Genomic DNA, 16,269 nt, shown 5'->3' with positions numbered 1-16,269 from the left:
GATGAACACACCTTCCACAGATACGCGCCAGGTAGCGGTAGTCACGGGCGCCGCACGCGGCATCGGGCTTGGCATCGCTACCGCGCTGGCAGACCAGGGAATGGCCGTGGCCTTGTTCGACCGAGACGCGGCGGCATTGTCCGATGCCGTCGCCGGATTGATTCACGCGGGCCATCGCGCCATGGGTGTGACGGTGGACCTGACCGAGTCCGCAGCGGTCAACGCCGCGTTCGAGCACGTAACCAGCACGATGGGGCGCATCGACTGCCTCGTGAACAACGCGGGCGTCGTGCGTGACATGCGTTTCCTGAAAATGCGCGACGAGGACTGGGATCTTGTGGTCGATACCAACCTGCGCTCGCAGTTCCTGTGCTGCCGCGCGGCGTTGCCGGGCATGGTGGAGCGCGGCTATGGGCGCATCGTGAACATCTCGTCGCGCGCATGGCTCGGCGGATTCGGGCAGGCCAACTACTCGGCAGCAAAAGGCGGCGTGGTCAGTCTGACGCGCTCGCTGGCCATCGAGTTCGCATCGCAGGGCATCACGGTGAACGCCGTGGCGCCGGGCATCGTCGACACGCCGTTGTTCCGCAACTTCGCGCCCGAGGTGCAGACGCGTTTGCAGAAGTCGGTGCCGGCGCAGCGGATCGGCACGGCGGACGATATCGCCAACGCGGTGCGTTTCTTCGCGAGTCCCGGCGCGTCGTACGTCACGGGCCAGACGCTGTATGTCTGCGGTGGCCGCAGCCTGTCGTCGCCTAGCGTGTAGGGGGATGCGATGACCGTACATCTGCACATCGAAGGTCACGTCGCGCTAATGACGATAGACCGGCCCGACGCGCTCAACGCGCTCGACATCCCCACGTTGCATCAGCTACGCCAGCACCTGTGCGAAATCAGGGACCGCGCCGACATCCACGTCGCCGTGCTCACCGGCAGCGGTACGCGTGCATTCTGCGCGGGCGCCGATCTGAAGGGCACGCAGGTATCGCCAGCCAGCTATGCGGAGGCGATGTTCCACGCACCGGACGTCGCCGCCGAACGGGGCTTGTATATCCGGTTGATGGATCTGAGCGGCTTGCAGTGTGCAAAGCCGTTGATCGCGGCGATCAACGGACACTGCCTCGGTGCGGGTCTGGAGATCGCGCTGCAATGCGAGTTGCGCATCGCATCGACGCAAGCCAGCTTCGGACTGCCCGAGGTGCGTGTGGGGTCGATCCCCGCCGTATCCGGTCTGCATCGACTGTTGAAAGCGGTGCCATCCGCGCACGCGATGCAGATGGTGCTGACAGGGGATCGTATCGACGCGGAAGCCGCTGCACGGATCGGACTGGTATCGGAAACCGTGGCGCCCGATGCCTTGCTCGATCGCACGCTCGCCCTTGCACACAGGATTGCCGACAACGCGCCACTAGCAGTGCAAGCGGTAAAGAAGCTCTCGCGCCAGACCGCGCACCTGTCCGACGCCGACGCGCAGGATCTGACCGAACTTTATTGGGGCGCGCTGCGCGACACCGATGACCGGATCGAAGGACGCAAGGCGTTTGCAGAAAAACGAACACCCCGCTTCGTTGGCCGCTAGGCCACAAGAACACACCCATACCGATACCAATATCAAGGAGACAACCATGCCCCCATTCATGCGAAAGCTGACGCGCACCGTTCTGGCGATGATCGCCGTCGGCGCCACGGCCACGGCCTCCGCGCAGGCGCCGTTTCCCTCGAAGCCGATCACGATCGTCGTACCGTTCGCACCGGGCGGGGGCAATGACATTCTTGCGCGGTTGATCGCGCCCAAGATGTCGCAGCAACTGGGCCAGCCCGTCATCATCGAGAACAAGCCAGGTGCCGGGGGCAACCTCGGCGCCGACTACGTGGCGCATGCCGCGCCCGATGGCTACACGCTCGTGATTGCATCGAGCCAGGTCACGATGAATCCCTACCTGGGCATGAAGGTGCCCTTCAACATCGAGCGCGATTTCGAACCGGTGGGACGCATCGGCTCGGTGCCACTGGTGCTCGTGTCGAACATGACGCAGCCGTATCGCACCTTGAAAGAGTTTGTCGACTACACGCGCGCCAATCCGGGCAAGGTGAGTTACAGCAGCCCCGGCCCGGGCACGCCGCAACATCTGGCCGGTGAAGTGTTTGCCAAACTCAATCACACCGAACTGCTGCACGTACCCTATCGCGGCACGGGTCCGTCGATTGCGGATCTGATGGGCAATCAGGTGCAGGTGTCGTTCGCCACGTTTGCATCGGTGATCCAGTACGTGCGCGCGGGCAAGCTGCGTGCGCTCGGCATCGCAGGGCAGCAGCGCACGCAACTGATGCCCGAGCTGCCGGCGTTCTCCGAAGCTGGACTCAAGGGCTACGAAGCCGAACTCTGGTACAGCCTGCTGGCCCCGGCCAAGACGCCGCGTCCCGTGGTGGATCGCATCAACGCCGCGATGATGGCCGCGCTGAAGTCGCCCGACCTGGCCGATCAGTTCACGAAGCAGGGCTTCGAGGTCAAGGGCTCCACGCCGGACGAACTGAAGACCTACATCACGCGGGAGCTCGCGCGCTGGCAGCGTGTGATCACCGAGAACAACATCAAGGTGGCGATGTGACCAACATGAACGATGCGCTCGACAATCCGCTGCTCGAATCGCTCGGTATCCGGCTGGCGAGCGTCGCGCCCGGCGCGTGTACGTTTGAACTCGATATCGAGCCACGTCACCTGAACCGTCAGCGCACGCTGCAGGGCGGTGTCAGTGCCACGCTGCTCGATGCCGCATGCGGCTACGCAGGTTTGCAACAGGGCGATGGCGAACTGGGCAATGCGGTGACATTGATGTTGTCGATCAGCTATCTCGGCAAGGTGAGCGCAGGCCGGGTGCGCGCAACCGCCACGGTGACGCGTGCGGGCCGCAGCATCTATTTCTCGTCGGCCGAGCTGATCGACGAAACGGGTGCGCTGATCGCGACGGCGCAAGGCACGTTCAAGCGTGCAGGAGGCAACGACCATGCTCGGTAATGCACTGGAAGGCGTGACCGTCATCGACTTCACGCAGATTGCTGCGGGACCGGTCTCCACGATGCTGCTGGCCGACATGGGCGCGCGCGTGATCAAGGTGGAACCACCCCACGGCGAGATGGGGCGCGGATTGGGGCCGGGCTGGATCGGCGATGACAGCGCGCTGTTTCACGGCTTCAATCGCAACAAGCAGGGTGTGTCGATCGATCTGAAGACAGATGCGGGTGCAGAGGTGGCGCACCGATTGATCGCTGGCGCCGACATCGTGGTGGAAAGCATGCGGCCCGGCGTGATGGCTCGCCTCGGCCTCGGTCCCGCCGAACTCTGCACCAAACAACCGGCACTGATCTACTGCTCGATTTCCGCATATGGGCAGGAAGGCCCATACGCGCAGCATGCGGGTGTGGATGGCATCCTGCAGGCCGATGCGGGACTCATGAGCCTGATCGGCACACCCGGCAGCGAGCCATGCAAGGTGCAGGCGCCCGTGGTGGATGTGATGACGGGCTATATCGCCGCGCTCGGCATCGTGTCGAAACTGGCGCAGCGTGCGCGCGATGGTCGGGGCGGTCATCTCGATGTCAATCTGTTCAACGCTGCGCTGGCGCTGCAGCAGTCGTCGCTGACGTCGTATCTGGCCGATGCGCAGTTGCCGGTGCGCGCGGGAAGCGCGGCACCGTACGCCGCGCCGAATCAGGCATTCCGCACTGCCGATGGCTGGATCATGGTGGCGGCTTACATGCCTGATCGGTGGCGCAGGCTGTGCGAAATCCTGAAGCTCGACGCCATGATCGACGATCCGCGCTTCGCGACCTCGCCGCAGCGTGTGGCCCATCGTACGGAGATGGTGGAGCGATTGACGGCGGTCTTCGCCACGCGCACCACCGATGCGTGGATCGATACGCTGCAACAGGCCGACATCCTGTGCGCGCGCGTGGCGACCTATGACGATGTGGTGGCGCATCCGCAAGCCGCCGCGAATCGCATGATCGTGCAGGCCGAGCACCCCGTGCATGGCACGATTCGCATGCCGGGCTTCCCGATCTCCAGCAGCAGTGCCCATGCACGCACCGTGCGGCCAGCGCCGAGGTGCGGCGAACATACGTCAGCGGTGCTGCGCGAATTCGGCTATGGCGAAGCGGAGATCCGTGCGATGCGTGAGGCCGCCGTCATACATGGCGTCGAAGCCTAGCTGTCAGCGCTTTCCCCGAACTGCGCGAGCAGCCATTTGCGGAACGTCGCCATGCTCGGGCTTTCCTTGCGATCCGATGGCGTGAGCAGGTAGTACGTGAAATCGCCCATGTCCACGACTTTGCGGAACGGTGCGACGAGCTTGCCCGAGGCGAGGTCGTCTTCCACGAGAAAGCGCTGCGCGATGGCGAAGCCCTGGCCTTCGAGCGCCGCCGCGTAGGCCATGGCGGAACTCTGGTACGTCATGCCGCTGCGTGAGTCCACCTCGCCCTCGGCCTTCGAGGCGGCCAGCCAGAACGCCCAGTCATCGGGGCGTGCAATCGAATGGAGCAGCACCTGGCGCTGCAGGTCGCCCGCCTTGCGTACGGCCGTTGCCAGCGCGGGGCTGCATACCGGTGTGAGCACGTTGCTGACAAGCCGGTACGTGTTGACGTCCGGCCACTTGCCATCGCCAAGACGGATCGCGCCGTCGATGTCCTCGCGCCGGAAATCGACGGGATCGAGCGATGCGGTGAGCAGGACTTCGATCCCGCGATTGGCTGCATGAAAACTGGAGAGACGCGGAATCAGCCAGCGCATGGCGAACGTGGTGTACGCGCGAATCTTGAGTTGCGTGCGGCGCGTACGCCGTGTGAGGCGCGAGGTGGCATCGCGCAGCGCATCCATTGCCTTGGTCACGCCGCGGTAATACTCCTCGCCCGCACGCGTCAGCGTGATTTGTCGATGGCCGCGCACGAGCAACTGAAGACCCAACGCATCTTCCAGCGTGCGCACTTGTCGGCTCACGGCGCCGGGCGTGACGTGCAGCTCTTCGGCGGCAACCGTGATGCTGAGGCGGCGCGCCACGACCTCGAAGGCACGAATGGCATTGAGCGGGGGCAGTCGATCCATGGCGCGGATTCTGGCATGCGCTTGAGAAATCCTCAATCGAGGGATTGCACCGATCCGGCGCACATGGACACGCGGCGTGAAGCCATGTCCGTACATTCTTGCATTCGCTGAAAGTCTGAATAAAGTAAGAGCGGCAACCGCGCCGGACCTGCGCGCTGCACATGACAAGTGTGCAATGCGGGTAGCACGTGCGCACCGAAAGGAGAACAAGCCATGGACGACCCCACGAACGTGCCCGTCGAAGGCGGAGCGCCGGTGCCTGCCCCTGCACCGCCGACCGTCGCGCTTGAAGCGATGGCGGACGGGACGCATGTTGTCTCGCTGACCGTCAACGGCACCGCGTGCCGGCTCACCGTACCCGCCAATGCCATCCTGCTCGATGCACTGCGCGACCAGCTTCATCTCACCGGCACCAAGAAAGGTTGCGACCACGGCCAGTGCGGTGCCTGCACGCTGATCGTCAACGGCGTGACCGTGAACAGTTGCCTCTCGCTGGCGGTCATGCACGACGGCGACGACATCCTGACCATCGAGGGCCTGTCTTCAGGCGGCGCACTGCATCCGGTGCAGCAGGCGTTCTGGGATCACGACGCCTACCAGTGCGGCTACTGCACTGCGGGGCAGATGATGAGTGCGGTGGGCGTCCTGCAGGACAAGCGGATTCCCGCCGACGATGCATCGGTGCGCGAGGCGATGAGCGGCAATATCTGCCGCTGCGGGGCCTACCGGAACATCGTGACCGCCATCCAGGATGCGCGTGCCAAGCGTACAGGGAGCGCCTGATGCGAAACTTCGACTATGCACGCGCGGCCGATGTGGAACAGGCCATTGCCATGCACGCCCGGGCGGGCGATACCGTGTATCTGGCCGGTGGCACCACGCTGCTCGACCTGATGAAGCTCGATGTCATGCGGCCCGCGCATGTCGTGGACATCCACAAGCTCGGACTGGACCAGATCGAACTGCTCGATGGCGGCCGTGTGCGGATCGGCGCGATGGTCAGCAATACCGACCTCGCGCGCCACGACCACATCGCTCAGCACTACCCTGCCTTGTCCCAGGCCATTCTCTCGGGCGCCAGCACGCAATTGCGCAACAAGGCCACCACGGGCGGCAACGTCATGCAGCGCGTGCGTTGCGGCTATTTCCGCGATGGCGTGTCGCCTTGCAACAAGCGTGAGCCGGGATCGGGATGTTCCGCCGTCGACGGATTGAATCGCAACGTCCATGCGGTGCTTGGCGGCAGCGCGCAGTGCATTGCCGCGCATCCCTCCGATATGTGCGTGGCGATGGTGGCCATCGGCACCTCGGTGCAGATACAGGGGCCGCAAGGGCGGCGCGAAGTCCCGCTCGCGGATTTTCACCTGCTGCCGGGCGATACGCCCTGGAAGGAGCACGCCCTCGAACCCGGCGAGATCATCACGCACGTCACGCTGGACCCGCCGATGCCTGACAGCCGCTCGGCGTATCTGAAGCTGCGCGACCGGGGCTCGTACCAGTTCGCGCTCGCATCGAGTGCAGTGGTGATCGCCCTCGATGGCACGACCGTGCGCGATATCCGTATCGCGCTGGGCGGTGTCACGACCAAGCCGTGGCGCGCGGAGAACGCGGAAGCGGTGCTGCGCGGCAAGTCTATCGACGATGCACGGATTCGCGACGCTGCCGCAGCGGCGATGTCCGGCGCGCAGTCGTATGGGCAGAACGGCTTCAAGCTGCTGCTCGGCCAGCAGGCGGTGATCCGCAACCTGTCGCGCTTCATGGCGTAATACGCCTGCCCGCCCTTTCCCTTTCTTTCGGGAGATTCGCGTGAACCCTACTGCTATCGGCGCCTCGCCGCGCCGCATCGACGGCCGTCTCAAGGTTACCGGCGCTGCGCTCTATACCGCCGACCGGACGTTCCCCGACATGCTGCATGCATACGGTGTCTACAGCACCGTGGCCAGCGGCCGCATCGTCGCGCTCGATCTCGACGATGCGCGGCGCGTGCCCGGCGTGGTCGATATCCTGCATCACGATAATTTCCCGCGCCTCTACCGGACGCCAAGGAGCGGGATCTCCGTTGCGAAGATCCTCACTACGTCCATTACCGACGAACACCGCCTGCCGTTCGAAGACAACACGATCCACTATGGCGGACAGATGGTGGCGCTGGTCGTGGCCGATACCTTCGAGCATGCACGCGAAGCCGCGTATCGCGTGAAGGCGCAGTATGCCGGCGACGAGGCCATCGTGGACCTGGAGCACGGCATTCGCGCCAACGGGTTGCACGATGCCGGCATGGGCCATACGCGCGGCACGGCAGAGTCCGCATTCGACCAGTCAGCGGTGAAAGTGGATACCACGTACCGCACGCCCGTTGAAACACACAACCCAATGGAAATGCACGCCACACTGGCCTGGTGGGAGCATGACGATCTGCACCTGTACGAGGCCACGCAGGGCGCGACCGTGCATCGCAATACCATCGCGCAGGTCTTTGGCCTGACACCCGAGCGTGTGACCGTGGATGCGCCGTTCATCGGCTCCGGCTTTGGCTCGAAGCTTTTCCTGTGGCCGCATTCCGTAGCGGCCAGCGCGGCGGCAAAGATGACGAAACGACCAGTCAAACTGGTGGTGCCGCGACCGTTCATGTTCACCACCACCGGGCACCGCCCGGAGACGCGCCAGCGCATGCGTGTGTCGGCATCGGTGGAGGGCAAGGTCACGTCGATCCGGCACGAGTCCGTCAACACCACGTCCTTCATCGATCAATACGTGGAGAACTGCGGCGGCATGACGCAGAGCGTGTATTCGTGCCCCAACGTTACCGTGAGTCACCATACGACCAACGTGCATCGGGGCGCGCCGACGTCGATGCGTGCGCCCGGCGCGGCACCGGGATTGTTCGCGCTGGAATCCTCCATCGATGAACTGGCGCTGGCATGCGGCATGGACCCACTGCAGTTCCGGCTCGCGAATATCTCCACGCGCGACGAAGGTAACGACCTGCCATGGTCGAGCAACCATCTGCGCGAGGCTATCGAGCAGGGTGCGGCAAAGTTCGGCTGGGATCGACGCCATCCACAACCGGGGTCGATGACCGATGGCGACGAAGTGATCGGCTACGGCATGGCGGTGTGCAACTGGGATGCGTGGCGCACGCCGGCGGAAGCGCGTGTGCGCTTCCTTGCCGATGGCACGGTCGAGGTCACTTCTGCGGTGCAGGACATCGGCACCGGCATGTACACGATCATGGCCCAGACGGTCAGCCAACTGACCGGCCTGCCGTTCGAGAAGATCAATGTGAAGATTGGCGATTCGTCATCGCCATCCGCACCCGTGGCGGGCGGTTCATGGGCCACCGCGAGCGTGCTGCCTGCCGTGGCCGAAGCCACGCGCAATGCCGTTGCGGAGCTATGCGCCTACGCCACGCAGGAAGGCGGCGTATTTGCGGGCGCCAAGCCCGAGAGTCTGAAGATGGAGGGCGGCAAGCTGACCGATGGCACACGCAGCGTGGACTACGTCGAAGTGCTCGACGTGCAGCGCTTTGCCAGCGCCGATGGATTTGCGCATTCGAACGGCGCACCGAACTCCGACAAGCTTTCCTACATGTCATTCGGCGTCCATTTCGTGGAGGTGCGCTGGGACCCGGGCATCTCGCGCATCCGCGTGGCACGCGTGGTCAGCGCCATCGATGTGGGCCGCGTCATCAATCCGCTGACCGCGCGCAACCAGGTGGAAGGCGCCATCGTCATGGGCGTGGGGATGGCGCTGTTCGAAGCCACCGAGTACGACGAGCGCAACGGCATGCCCGGCAACAACAACTATGCCGAGTACGTGATGCCGGTGCACGCCGACCAGCCCGAAATCGACGTGATCCTGCTCGACTATCCGGACCTGGAGTTCAACGAGTTCGGCGCGCGTGGCATCGGCGAGATCGGCATCACCGGGTTTGCGGCAGCCGTGGCCAACGCCGTGTTCCACGCCACAGGCAAACGCATCCGCGAGCTGCCCATCACGATGGAAAAGCTGATGGGATGAGGATGGAAGGGGCGCGGACGGGGTGCCAAGCCGGTATCGGCGCAATCGATAGAACGAATGTCGAGGCGCCGCTGATGATCCCCTTCATTCATCCCACAATGCACCTCACGAATGCCTCATACGCTTCCGGCCGATCCTGGCGGACCGGAAGCGCAGTTTGCGCGGCCTTGCCCTGCGAAATTTCCATTCGCTCTTCCACTGCGTGCTCACACGTTTGCGGCGCTTGATTCCCGCCAAACGCCGTTTTTCATCTCTGTTTCTGCGTCATTGATTTAAAAGGAAAAACATACGCAGCAGTGAGTACGCTTTGCGTTGCGGCGAGGGGGATCAGGACGCCTTCGCGTCGTGGCCGGAAGCGGGATGGAAACGCGTTGAGCGTATACGTATACGAGGTATACGCGTTGCACCCCTGCGCCGCACATCGCCACAATGTGCGCCTTCACGCGAAGCAGACCTCGAAATTCAGATCATTCGCCGGAAGACTTTTGGGTCCTTTTCGGGAGGTGGAAATAGTTATCTTCTGAATAGATGCGCCAAGCGTCAGCGACCCCGGTATACGTGGTATCGATGGACGCGTTTGATTTGGGGCAAGCGGCGTTGTGACGTTATTTACACAACGAGACGACCCCGATAGCATCCCCGCCAGACGCGGCAATCACGCGCGGCATACCGGCGAGGGGAGAAGGCATTGACGCTCTATCAGATCAAACCAAAATTCCAGGCATGGCTGCGGCCGCTGGTCCAGCGGCTGGCAGATCGCGGCGTGACCGCCAATCAGGTCACCACGGTGGCTGCCCTGGGCTCGATCGTCGTGGCAGGCATGGTGGGGGCGTTGATATGGCTCCCCGGCATCTTCCTGCTGATGCCGCTCTGGCTCTTTGTGCGCATGGCACTGAACGCGATTGACGGCATGCTCGCGCGCGAACATGGCCAGCAGAGCGCGCTGGGTGCCTACCTCAACGAGCTGGGCGATATCGTTTCGGACCTCGCGCTCGTCATTCCCTTTGTGCTGCCCTTCGGTACGGTGGTGGTGCCATTCGCCATCCTTGCCGTCGTGGTCGAGTGCGCCGGACTGATCGGTCCCTTGGCCGGAGCGAGTCGCCGCTATGACGGCCCGCTCGGCAAGAGCGACCGCGCGCTGGTGCTCGGTGCGCTGGGCCTATGGCTCGGACTCGGCTTCGGGCCCGGCGCGTATGGCCACTGGATCTGGGTGGCGCTTTGCCTGCTGTCGATCCTGACCATCGTGCGGCGCGTACAGCGCGGCGTGCAGGAAGCGCAAGCCAACGCCGCGCGCTGAGCGCGGCACCGAACTTAACGCAGTCGCGACATCACCGACCATGGAGTCAGCCCATGCCGCGTACCCCGATCGAATCCCAGTTTGATACCCACGATGGCCAGACGCTGTTCTATCGGTACTGGCCTGCGCAATCGTCCACACCGCGTGGCGCCGTGCTGCTGTTTCATCGCGGCCATGAGCACTCGGGACGTGTCGCGCATCTGGTAGACGAATTCAACCTGCCGGATCACGCGTTCTTTGCGTGGGATGCGCGCGGCCATGGCAGATCGCCGGGCGAGCGCGGCTACAGCCCGAGCCTCGCCACGTCCGTGCGCGATATCCAGACCTTTGTCGATCACATCGTCGCCACGCATGGCATTGCCGTGCGGGACATGGCCGTGGTGGCGCAGAGCGTGGGCGCCGTGCTGGCCACCACATGGGTGCATGACTACGCGCCGCAGATCCGCTGCCTCGTGCTGGCATCGCCGGCATTCAAGGTGAAGCTGTACGTGCCGTTTGCGCGGCCCGGGTTGAAGCTGATGCACAAGCTGCGCGGCAAGTTCTTCGTCAACAGTTATGTGAAGGCGAAATTCCTGACGCACGACCCTGTGCGCATTGCGAGCTACGAGACCGATCCGCTGATCACGCGACCCATCGCGGTGAACATCCTGCTGGATCTCTACGAGACCGCCGAACGCATCGTGGCCGACGCTGCGGCGATCACCGTCCCGACGCAACTGCTGATCTCCGGTGCCGACTGGGTGGTGCATCGCGGCCCGCAGGATGCTTTCTTCGAACGCCTTGGCTCACGCGTGAAGCAGAAGGTGGTGCTCGACGGCTTCTATCACGACACGCTCGGTGAACGCGACCGCGCGAAGGCCGTGGATGCCGCGCGCCACTTCATCGTGCGCGAATTCGATACGCCATCGCCATCGGTCTCGTTGCGGCATGCGGATCGCCAGGGCGCGTTCCGCGACGAGGCGGACCGCCTGGCCCAGCCACTGCCGCCGGGCAGCCCGGCCGCGCTGTACTGGGCGCTCACCCGCGCGAGCCTGCGGCTGGGCGGGATGATGTCCGAAGGCGTGCGCCTGGGCCATGCCACGGGTTTCGATTCGGGCTCGACACTCGACTATGTGTATCGCAACACGCCAGCGGGCCGTTTCGGTATCGGCAAGCTGGCCGACCGCAACTATCTGGATGCCATCGGCTGGCAGGGTATCCGCCAGCGCAAGGTGCATGTGGAGGAACTGATCGGCGAGGCCATGGCGCGGCTGGTAGCTGTGGGCGTGCCGGTGCGCATCGTAGATATCGCGGCCGGTCATGGCCGCTATGTGCTGGAGGCGCTGGCATCGCAGAAGGCGCGGCTCAATGGGGCGAGCGTGGCATCGATCCTGCTGCGCGACTACAGCGACATCAATGTGGAACAGGGCCAGGCGCTGATTCGTGCGAAGGGGCTGGAGCACATTGCGCAATTCCGCAAGGGCGATGCGTTCGATGGCGATGACCTCGCCGCGCTCGATCCCGCACCGACGCTCGCCATCGTCTCGGGTCTCTACGAGCTATTCGGTGACAACGACATGATTGCGCGCTCGCTCGGCGGACTCGGACGCGCGGTGCAACCCGGCGGCTATCTCGTGTACACGGGCCAGCCGTGGCATCCGCAACTTGAGTTCATTGCGCGCGCACTGACCAGTCATCGCGCGGGGTCGGCCTGGGTCATGCGCCGCCGCTCGCAAGCCGAGATGGATCAGCTGGTGCGTGAAGCAGGATTCGAGAAGATTGCGCAACGCGTGGATCGCTGGGGCATCTTCACGGTCAGCCTTGCGCGTCGCGTAGAGGACCGCGCGTGACGTCGCCGGATCGCATGGCCGCAGCGGATGCCGCAGCCACGACCGAAGGCCGGCCGTGGAAGCTCGCCCTCCTGCTGCTGGCCGGCATGGCGGTGCTGTTCTTCTCCAGCTACAACTTCGCCACGTGGGTGGCGAGCCAGCGCGCAGAGGTGGCGGTCTTCCACTACGCGTGGGAGCGCCACATCCCGTTCGTGCCATGGACGATCGTTCCCTACTGGTCGATCGACCTGCTGTATGGCATATCGTTCTTTCTCTGGCAGACGCGCGCCGGACTGATCGTGCACGTCAAGCGTCTGCTGCTGGCGCAAGTGATATCGGTGACGTGCTTTATCGCGTTTCCGCTGCGCTTCTCGTTCGAGCGTCCTGCCGTCGATGGCTTGCCGGGACAACTGTTCGCGCTGCTCGGCGAGTTCGACAAGCCATTCAATCAGGCGCCGTCGCTGCATATCAGTCTGCTTGTCGTGCTGTGGGTGGCCTATGCGATGCATCTGTCCGCGCGCTGGCGCTGGTTGCTGCATGGGTGGTTCGCACTGATCGGAGTTTCGGTGCTCACCACGTATCAACACCATCTGATCGATGTGCCCACCGGCTGGCTCGTGGGTTGGTTGTGCGTGTTCGCATTTCCGTTGCCTGCGATGCTGGCGCAGGCGGAAGTGAGCGGGGTGCGAATCGCCGTGGCGGCGTCGAAGCCCGATGCGCGCGCACGTAGCCTTGCTCGACGCTATGGCGTGGGTGCGTTGGGCGCCGGGGTTCTTTCGCTGATCGCACTGGCATGGTCGGTGACCGCGTGGCTGGTGCTGGCATGGGTGGCGCTGTCGCTCGCGTGCGTGGCGCTGGTGTATCGCACAGGACGGGCCGATGCGTTTGGCAAGGGTACCGATGGATCGATGAAGATGGCGGCGTGGTGGACGCTCGCACCGTATCTTGGCGGCGCTTTCCTGAACTCGCGCTGGTGGACGCGTCATCACGATGCCGTGAGCCATGTCGCGGATCGCGTGTGGATCGGACGCTTGCCCACACAGTATGAAGTGGCACAGGCGCACGCCGATGCGCTGCTCGACCTGACTGCGGAGTTTCCGCGTCTCGCGCATACGCCAGCCTATCGCTGCGTTCCGGTGCTCGACCTGACCGTTCCGTCGCCTGCGCAACTGCGCGATGCCGTGACGCAGATCGAGCAGTGGCATGAGCAAGGCCGCACGGTGCTGGTCTGTTGTGCGCTCGGCTATTCGCGCAGTGCACTGGTGGTGGCGTGCTGGCTCGCGCGGCATCGGCGGATCATCGATGTCCAGCAGGTGTTGTCGATACTACGTGCGTCACGGCCCGTGGTGCTGGGGCCGGCCAGTGTTGCCGCGCTACAGCGTTATATCGACGAGGAGGTGGCATGAGGGAAGACGATACCGCGCGATGGCTTGCCCACGCCACGGCGGGTGCGCTGCGTGCCGCGGCACGACTCAATATCGCGGCGCTTGTGCTGGCGCTGCTCAACGTAACGCTGGCGGGCATCATGGCTTCGGCGGGCGTCTTCTGGCAGGTGGCCGGTGGCATGGCCGCGCTGGTGGCTGCGGTGCAACTCTGGCTGCTGGTGCGTGTGGAAATCGATCGAACGTTGTTCAAGGCACTCGCTTCGACGCATGCAGCGGAACTGGCTGACCTCGACGCCGCGTTGACCACGCTTGGCTGGATGCCTGCCGCACGCGCAGGCCGGCCGATGGCAGACCGGGCGCGCGGCGCGACGCGCTTTCTGAAAATCGCGGCGGCGTTGATGGCCGTGCAATGGCTCATCGCCATCGCCATCCTGCTGCTGAGATAGGACATCGAATGAACTGGACGGCAAGAATCGTTGCTCGCGCGATCATCGGGTTTGCGCGACTGCTCACGGGCATGCAGGCACGCTGGAATGGCACGGTGCCGATGGCGCGGCAACGTGTGTATTTCGCGAATCACAGTAGCCACGGCGACTTCGTATTGATATGGGGCAGCCTGCCGCCCGATCTGCGTACCGTGACGCGTCCCGTGGCCGGCGCCGACTACTGGCTCAAGTCGCCGCTGCGCCGGTTTATCGGCCGCGACGTGTTCAACGCGTTGCTGATCGACCGCTCGGGTGCGCGCGATGGCGTGGCGCCGGACCCCGTGGCGCAGATGACGCAAGTGCTGGCCGATGGCGCATCGCTGATCCTGTTTCCGGAAGGGACGCGCAACACCACGGAGGAACGTTTGCTGCCGTTCAAGAGCGGGCTGTATCACCTTGCGCGCAGTTGCCCGGCGGGGGAGGTGGAGTTCGTGCCGGTGTGGATCGACAATCTGAACCGCGTGATGCCGAAAGGCGAGATCGTGCCCGTGCCGTTGCTCTGCACGGTGACGTTCGGCACGCCGCTGCAGATCGAGGCGGACGAAACCAAGGAAGCGTTTCTCGCACGGGCCCGTGCGGGCCTGCTGTCTGTTGCACCGGAACTCGATTGAACATGCCAGCCCTGAACATGATTCGCGAAACCCAATTGCTGTTTGCCGGCGCCTTCTGCGTGCTGATCCTGGCTTCCGTGGTGGCAACGGTGCTGCGCTGGCGCGTGGCAAAGGGGCAGCCACACGGCGTGATCGACAACCTGACATCGCGCATCAACGCATGGTGGTGGATGATCGGCATCCTCGGTGTGGTGTTCGCCATGGGGCGCGGCGCCATCGTGGTGCTGTTCGCGCTGCTGTCGTTCTACGCGCTGCGCGAGTTCGTGACAATCACCACCACGCGCCGTGGCGATCATCGCGCCATCGTCGCCGCGTTCTTCTTCTTCCTGCCGGTGCAGTACGTGCTGGTGTACACGGGCTGGTACGGGCTGTTCTCGATCTTCATCCCGGTCTACGCGTTCTTGTTCCTGCCGATTCTCTCGGCGCTGTCGTCGGAAACGACACGGTTCCTGGAGCGATGTGCCGGTGTGCAATGGGCGGTGATGATCTGCGTGTTCTGCATCTCGCACGTGCCTGCGCTGCTCACGCTGCCCATCGAAGGATTCGAGGATCGCAACCTGCTGCTGATCGCGTTCCTGGTGATCGTGGTGCAGGGCAGTGATGTGCTGCAGTACGTCTGGGGCAAGATCCTCGGCAAACGCAAGATCGCGCCGCAGCTATCGCCATCGAAGACCGTGGAGGGCTTTATCGGCGGCGTGCTGAGCGCAACAGCACTGGGCGCCGCGCTGTGGTGGATCACACCGTACGGCTCGCCGCTCAAGGCCGGCGCCGTGGCACTGGTGATCGCGCTGATGGGCTTCCTGGGCGGCCTTGTGATGTCAGCCATCAAACGCGACCGCGGTATTAAGGACTGGGGCCATATGATCGAAGGCCACGGTGGCATGCTGGATCGGCTGGACTCGGTGGTGTTCGCCGCGCCGGTGTTCTTTCATATCACGCGGTATTGGTGGGTGGTGTAGTCGAACGTTTGTGTCGGCCGCTGGTGTTCTCCCCTCTCCCGCGAGCGGGAGAGGGGCGGGGGGTGAGGGCCTGCAGTGCAAATTGCGATGTGGTCGGCAAGCAGAACCTCCTGCCCTCACCCCCAACCCCTCTCCCACTTCGCGGGATAGGGGAGCAAAACCGCGAGCAATCGAAACTCGCTCGATCACTCCAGCCTGAATGTCCTCACCACGCCCGCCAGCGTCGAAGCCTGCCCTTGCAGCGCTGCCGCTGCTGCTGTCGATTGCTCTACCAGCGCCGCGTTCTGCTGCACCATCTGGTCGAGCTGGCTGACGGCGACGTTCACTTCCTGGATGCCGCGCGTCTGTTCGCGGGCGGCCTGGGAGATTTCGCCGATGATCTGCGTGACGCGGCCGACGTTGCCGACGATCTCGCGCATGGTTTCGCCGCTCAGGCGTACCTGGCCGGAACCCGCGTTGACGCTGCTGACCGTCGATTCGATCAGTGTCTTGATTTCCTTGGCGGCCTGGGAGCTGCGTTGGGCCAGTCCGCGCACCTCGCCGGCCACCACGGCGAAGCCGCGTCCCTGTTCGCCTGCGCGGGCGGCTTCCACGGCAGCGTTCAGG

At 64.2% G+C, this 16,269-nt stretch carries 16 protein-coding genes; 14 read left to right on the top strand and 2 right to left on the bottom strand.

Features of this window, described 5'->3' with window-relative positions:
* Position 1 precedes the first annotated feature (1 nt).
* Genes ABDB81_RS14595 through ABDB81_RS14575 form a run of 5 tightly spaced genes read left to right on the top strand, consistent with a single transcriptional unit; the run spans position 2 to position 4,208 of the window.
* Positions 2-766 carry an SDR family NAD(P)-dependent oxidoreductase gene (locus ABDB81_RS14595; RefSeq protein WP_346811785.1) on the top strand — a complete coding sequence of 255 codons (765 nt, stop codon included), beginning with the start codon at positions 2-4 and terminating at the stop codon, positions 764-766.
* 9 nt (positions 767-775) lie between these two features.
* A complete protein-coding gene (locus tag ABDB81_RS14590) occupies positions 776-1,579 on the top strand; it encodes an enoyl-CoA hydratase/isomerase family protein (protein ID WP_346811783.1) in 804 nt (267 codons plus the stop codon).
* Positions 1,580-1,625: 46 nt separating this feature from the next.
* Positions 1,626-2,609, top strand: coding sequence for a tripartite tricarboxylate transporter substrate binding protein (locus ABDB81_RS14585; protein WP_346811781.1), 984 nt, complete (start codon positions 1,626-1,628; stop codon positions 2,607-2,609).
* A gap of 5 nt (positions 2,610-2,614) precedes the next feature.
* A complete protein-coding gene (locus tag ABDB81_RS14580; RefSeq protein ID WP_137925929.1) occupies positions 2,615-3,016 on the top strand; it encodes a PaaI family thioesterase in 402 nt (133 codons plus the stop codon).
* On the top strand, positions 3,006-4,208 hold the full coding sequence (locus ABDB81_RS14575; protein ID WP_137925904.1) for a CoA transferase: 1,203 nt from the start codon (positions 3,006-3,008) through the stop codon (positions 4,206-4,208). The genes ABDB81_RS14580 and ABDB81_RS14575 overlap by 11 nt, the downstream gene beginning before the upstream one ends.
* On the opposite strand, the gene gcvA is transcribed toward ABDB81_RS14575, so the two are convergent.
* Complete coding sequence (gene gcvA, locus ABDB81_RS14570) at positions 4,205-5,098, bottom strand: transcriptional regulator GcvA (protein WP_137925905.1); 894 nt, start codon at positions 5,096-5,098, stop codon at positions 4,205-4,207. The two genes, ABDB81_RS14575 and gcvA, sit on opposite strands and share 4 nt — an antisense overlap.
* Positions 5,099-5,392: 294 nt before the next feature.
* Between gcvA and ABDB81_RS14565 the strand changes: the two genes are divergently transcribed.
* The 9 genes from ABDB81_RS14565 to ABDB81_RS14525 all read left to right on the top strand — a co-directional run bounded on the left by ABDB81_RS14565 (position 5,393) and on the right by ABDB81_RS14525 (position 15,663).
* On the top strand, positions 5,393-5,881 hold the full coding sequence (locus tag ABDB81_RS14565) for a (2Fe-2S)-binding protein (RefSeq protein ID WP_237380843.1): 489 nt from the start codon (positions 5,393-5,395) through the stop codon (positions 5,879-5,881).
* Positions 5,881-6,864: a xanthine dehydrogenase family protein subunit M gene (locus tag ABDB81_RS14560; RefSeq protein ID WP_137925907.1), complete on the top strand. Its 984-nt coding sequence runs from the start codon at positions 5,881-5,883 to the stop codon at positions 6,862-6,864. Before ABDB81_RS14565 ends, ABDB81_RS14560 begins: the two co-directional genes overlap by 1 nt.
* Before the next feature lie 40 nt (positions 6,865-6,904).
* Positions 6,905-9,118 carry a xanthine dehydrogenase family protein molybdopterin-binding subunit gene (locus tag ABDB81_RS14555; protein ID WP_346811778.1) on the top strand — a complete coding sequence of 738 codons (2,214 nt, stop codon included), beginning with the start codon at positions 6,905-6,907 and terminating at the stop codon, positions 9,116-9,118.
* Between the two features lie 688 nt (positions 9,119-9,806).
* Positions 9,807-10,415 carry a CDP-alcohol phosphatidyltransferase family protein gene (locus ABDB81_RS14550; RefSeq protein WP_137925909.1) on the top strand — a complete coding sequence of 203 codons (609 nt, stop codon included), beginning with the start codon at positions 9,807-9,809 and terminating at the stop codon, positions 10,413-10,415.
* 53 nt (positions 10,416-10,468) lie between these two features.
* On the top strand, positions 10,469-12,244 hold the full coding sequence (locus ABDB81_RS14545; protein ID WP_346811776.1) for a bifunctional alpha/beta hydrolase/class I SAM-dependent methyltransferase: 1,776 nt from the start codon (positions 10,469-10,471) through the stop codon (positions 12,242-12,244).
* Positions 12,241-13,629: a phosphatase PAP2/dual specificity phosphatase family protein gene (locus ABDB81_RS14540; RefSeq protein ID WP_346811774.1), complete on the top strand. Its 1,389-nt coding sequence runs from the start codon at positions 12,241-12,243 to the stop codon at positions 13,627-13,629. The genes ABDB81_RS14545 and ABDB81_RS14540 overlap by 4 nt, the downstream gene beginning before the upstream one ends.
* On the top strand, positions 13,626-14,054 hold the full coding sequence (locus ABDB81_RS14535; protein ID WP_160474379.1) for a hypothetical protein: 429 nt from the start codon (positions 13,626-13,628) through the stop codon (positions 14,052-14,054). Before ABDB81_RS14540 ends, ABDB81_RS14535 begins: the two co-directional genes overlap by 4 nt.
* 8 nt (positions 14,055-14,062) lie before the next feature.
* Positions 14,063-14,704, top strand: coding sequence for a lysophospholipid acyltransferase family protein (locus ABDB81_RS14530; RefSeq protein ID WP_137925912.1), 642 nt, complete (start codon positions 14,063-14,065; stop codon positions 14,702-14,704).
* Positions 14,705-14,706: 2 nt separating this feature from the next.
* Entirely contained in the window at positions 14,707-15,663 is a 957-nt protein-coding gene (locus ABDB81_RS14525; RefSeq protein ID WP_137925913.1) for a phosphatidate cytidylyltransferase, read from the top strand.
* 185 nt (positions 15,664-15,848) lie between these two features.
* Here ABDB81_RS14525 and ABDB81_RS14520 read toward each other — a convergent pair.
* Positions 15,849-16,269, bottom strand: a 421-nt coding sequence (locus tag ABDB81_RS14520; RefSeq protein ID WP_346811771.1) for a methyl-accepting chemotaxis protein, incomplete at its 5' end; no start/stop codon positions are given.

It is taken from the genome of Cupriavidus sp. DL-D2, assembly GCF_039710735.1.
Taxonomy (GTDB): Bacteria; Pseudomonadota; Gammaproteobacteria; order Burkholderiales; family Burkholderiaceae; genus Cupriavidus.
The sequence above is the reverse complement of the archived record's forward strand: the minus strand, read 5'-3'. Positions and strand labels throughout refer to the sequence as shown.

Bases quoted from the DNA above. Each gene is read 5' to 3' on its own strand.
- ABDB81_RS14595 (WP_346811785.1), top strand. From the start codon at position 2: ATGAACACACCTTCCACAGATACGCGCCAGGTAGCGGTAGTCACGGGC.
- ABDB81_RS14590 (WP_346811783.1), top strand. From the start codon at position 776: ATGACCGTACATCTGCACATCGAAGGTCACGTCGCGCTAATGACGATA.
- ABDB81_RS14585 (WP_346811781.1), top strand. From the start codon at position 1,626: ATGCCCCCATTCATGCGAAAGCTGACGCGCACCGTTCTGGCGATGATC.
- ABDB81_RS14580 (WP_137925929.1), top strand. From the start codon at position 2,615: ATGAACGATGCGCTCGACAATCCGCTGCTCGAATCGCTCGGTATCCGG.
- ABDB81_RS14575 (WP_137925904.1), top strand. From the start codon at position 3,006: ATGCTCGGTAATGCACTGGAAGGCGTGACCGTCATCGACTTCACGCAG.
- gcvA (WP_137925905.1), bottom strand. From the start codon at position 5,098: ATGGATCGACTGCCCCCGCTCAATGCCATTCGTGCCTTCGAGGTCGTG.
- ABDB81_RS14565 (WP_237380843.1), top strand. From the start codon at position 5,393: ATGGCGGACGGGACGCATGTTGTCTCGCTGACCGTCAACGGCACCGCG.
- ABDB81_RS14560 (WP_137925907.1), top strand. From the start codon at position 5,881: ATGCGAAACTTCGACTATGCACGCGCGGCCGATGTGGAACAGGCCATT.
- ABDB81_RS14545 (WP_346811776.1), top strand. From the start codon at position 10,469: ATGCCGCGTACCCCGATCGAATCCCAGTTTGATACCCACGATGGCCAG.
- ABDB81_RS14535 (WP_160474379.1), top strand. From the start codon at position 13,626: ATGAGGGAAGACGATACCGCGCGATGGCTTGCCCACGCCACGGCGGGT.
- ABDB81_RS14530 (WP_137925912.1), top strand. From the start codon at position 14,063: ATGAACTGGACGGCAAGAATCGTTGCTCGCGCGATCATCGGGTTTGCG.
- ABDB81_RS14525 (WP_137925913.1), top strand. From the start codon at position 14,707: ATGCCAGCCCTGAACATGATTCGCGAAACCCAATTGCTGTTTGCCGGC.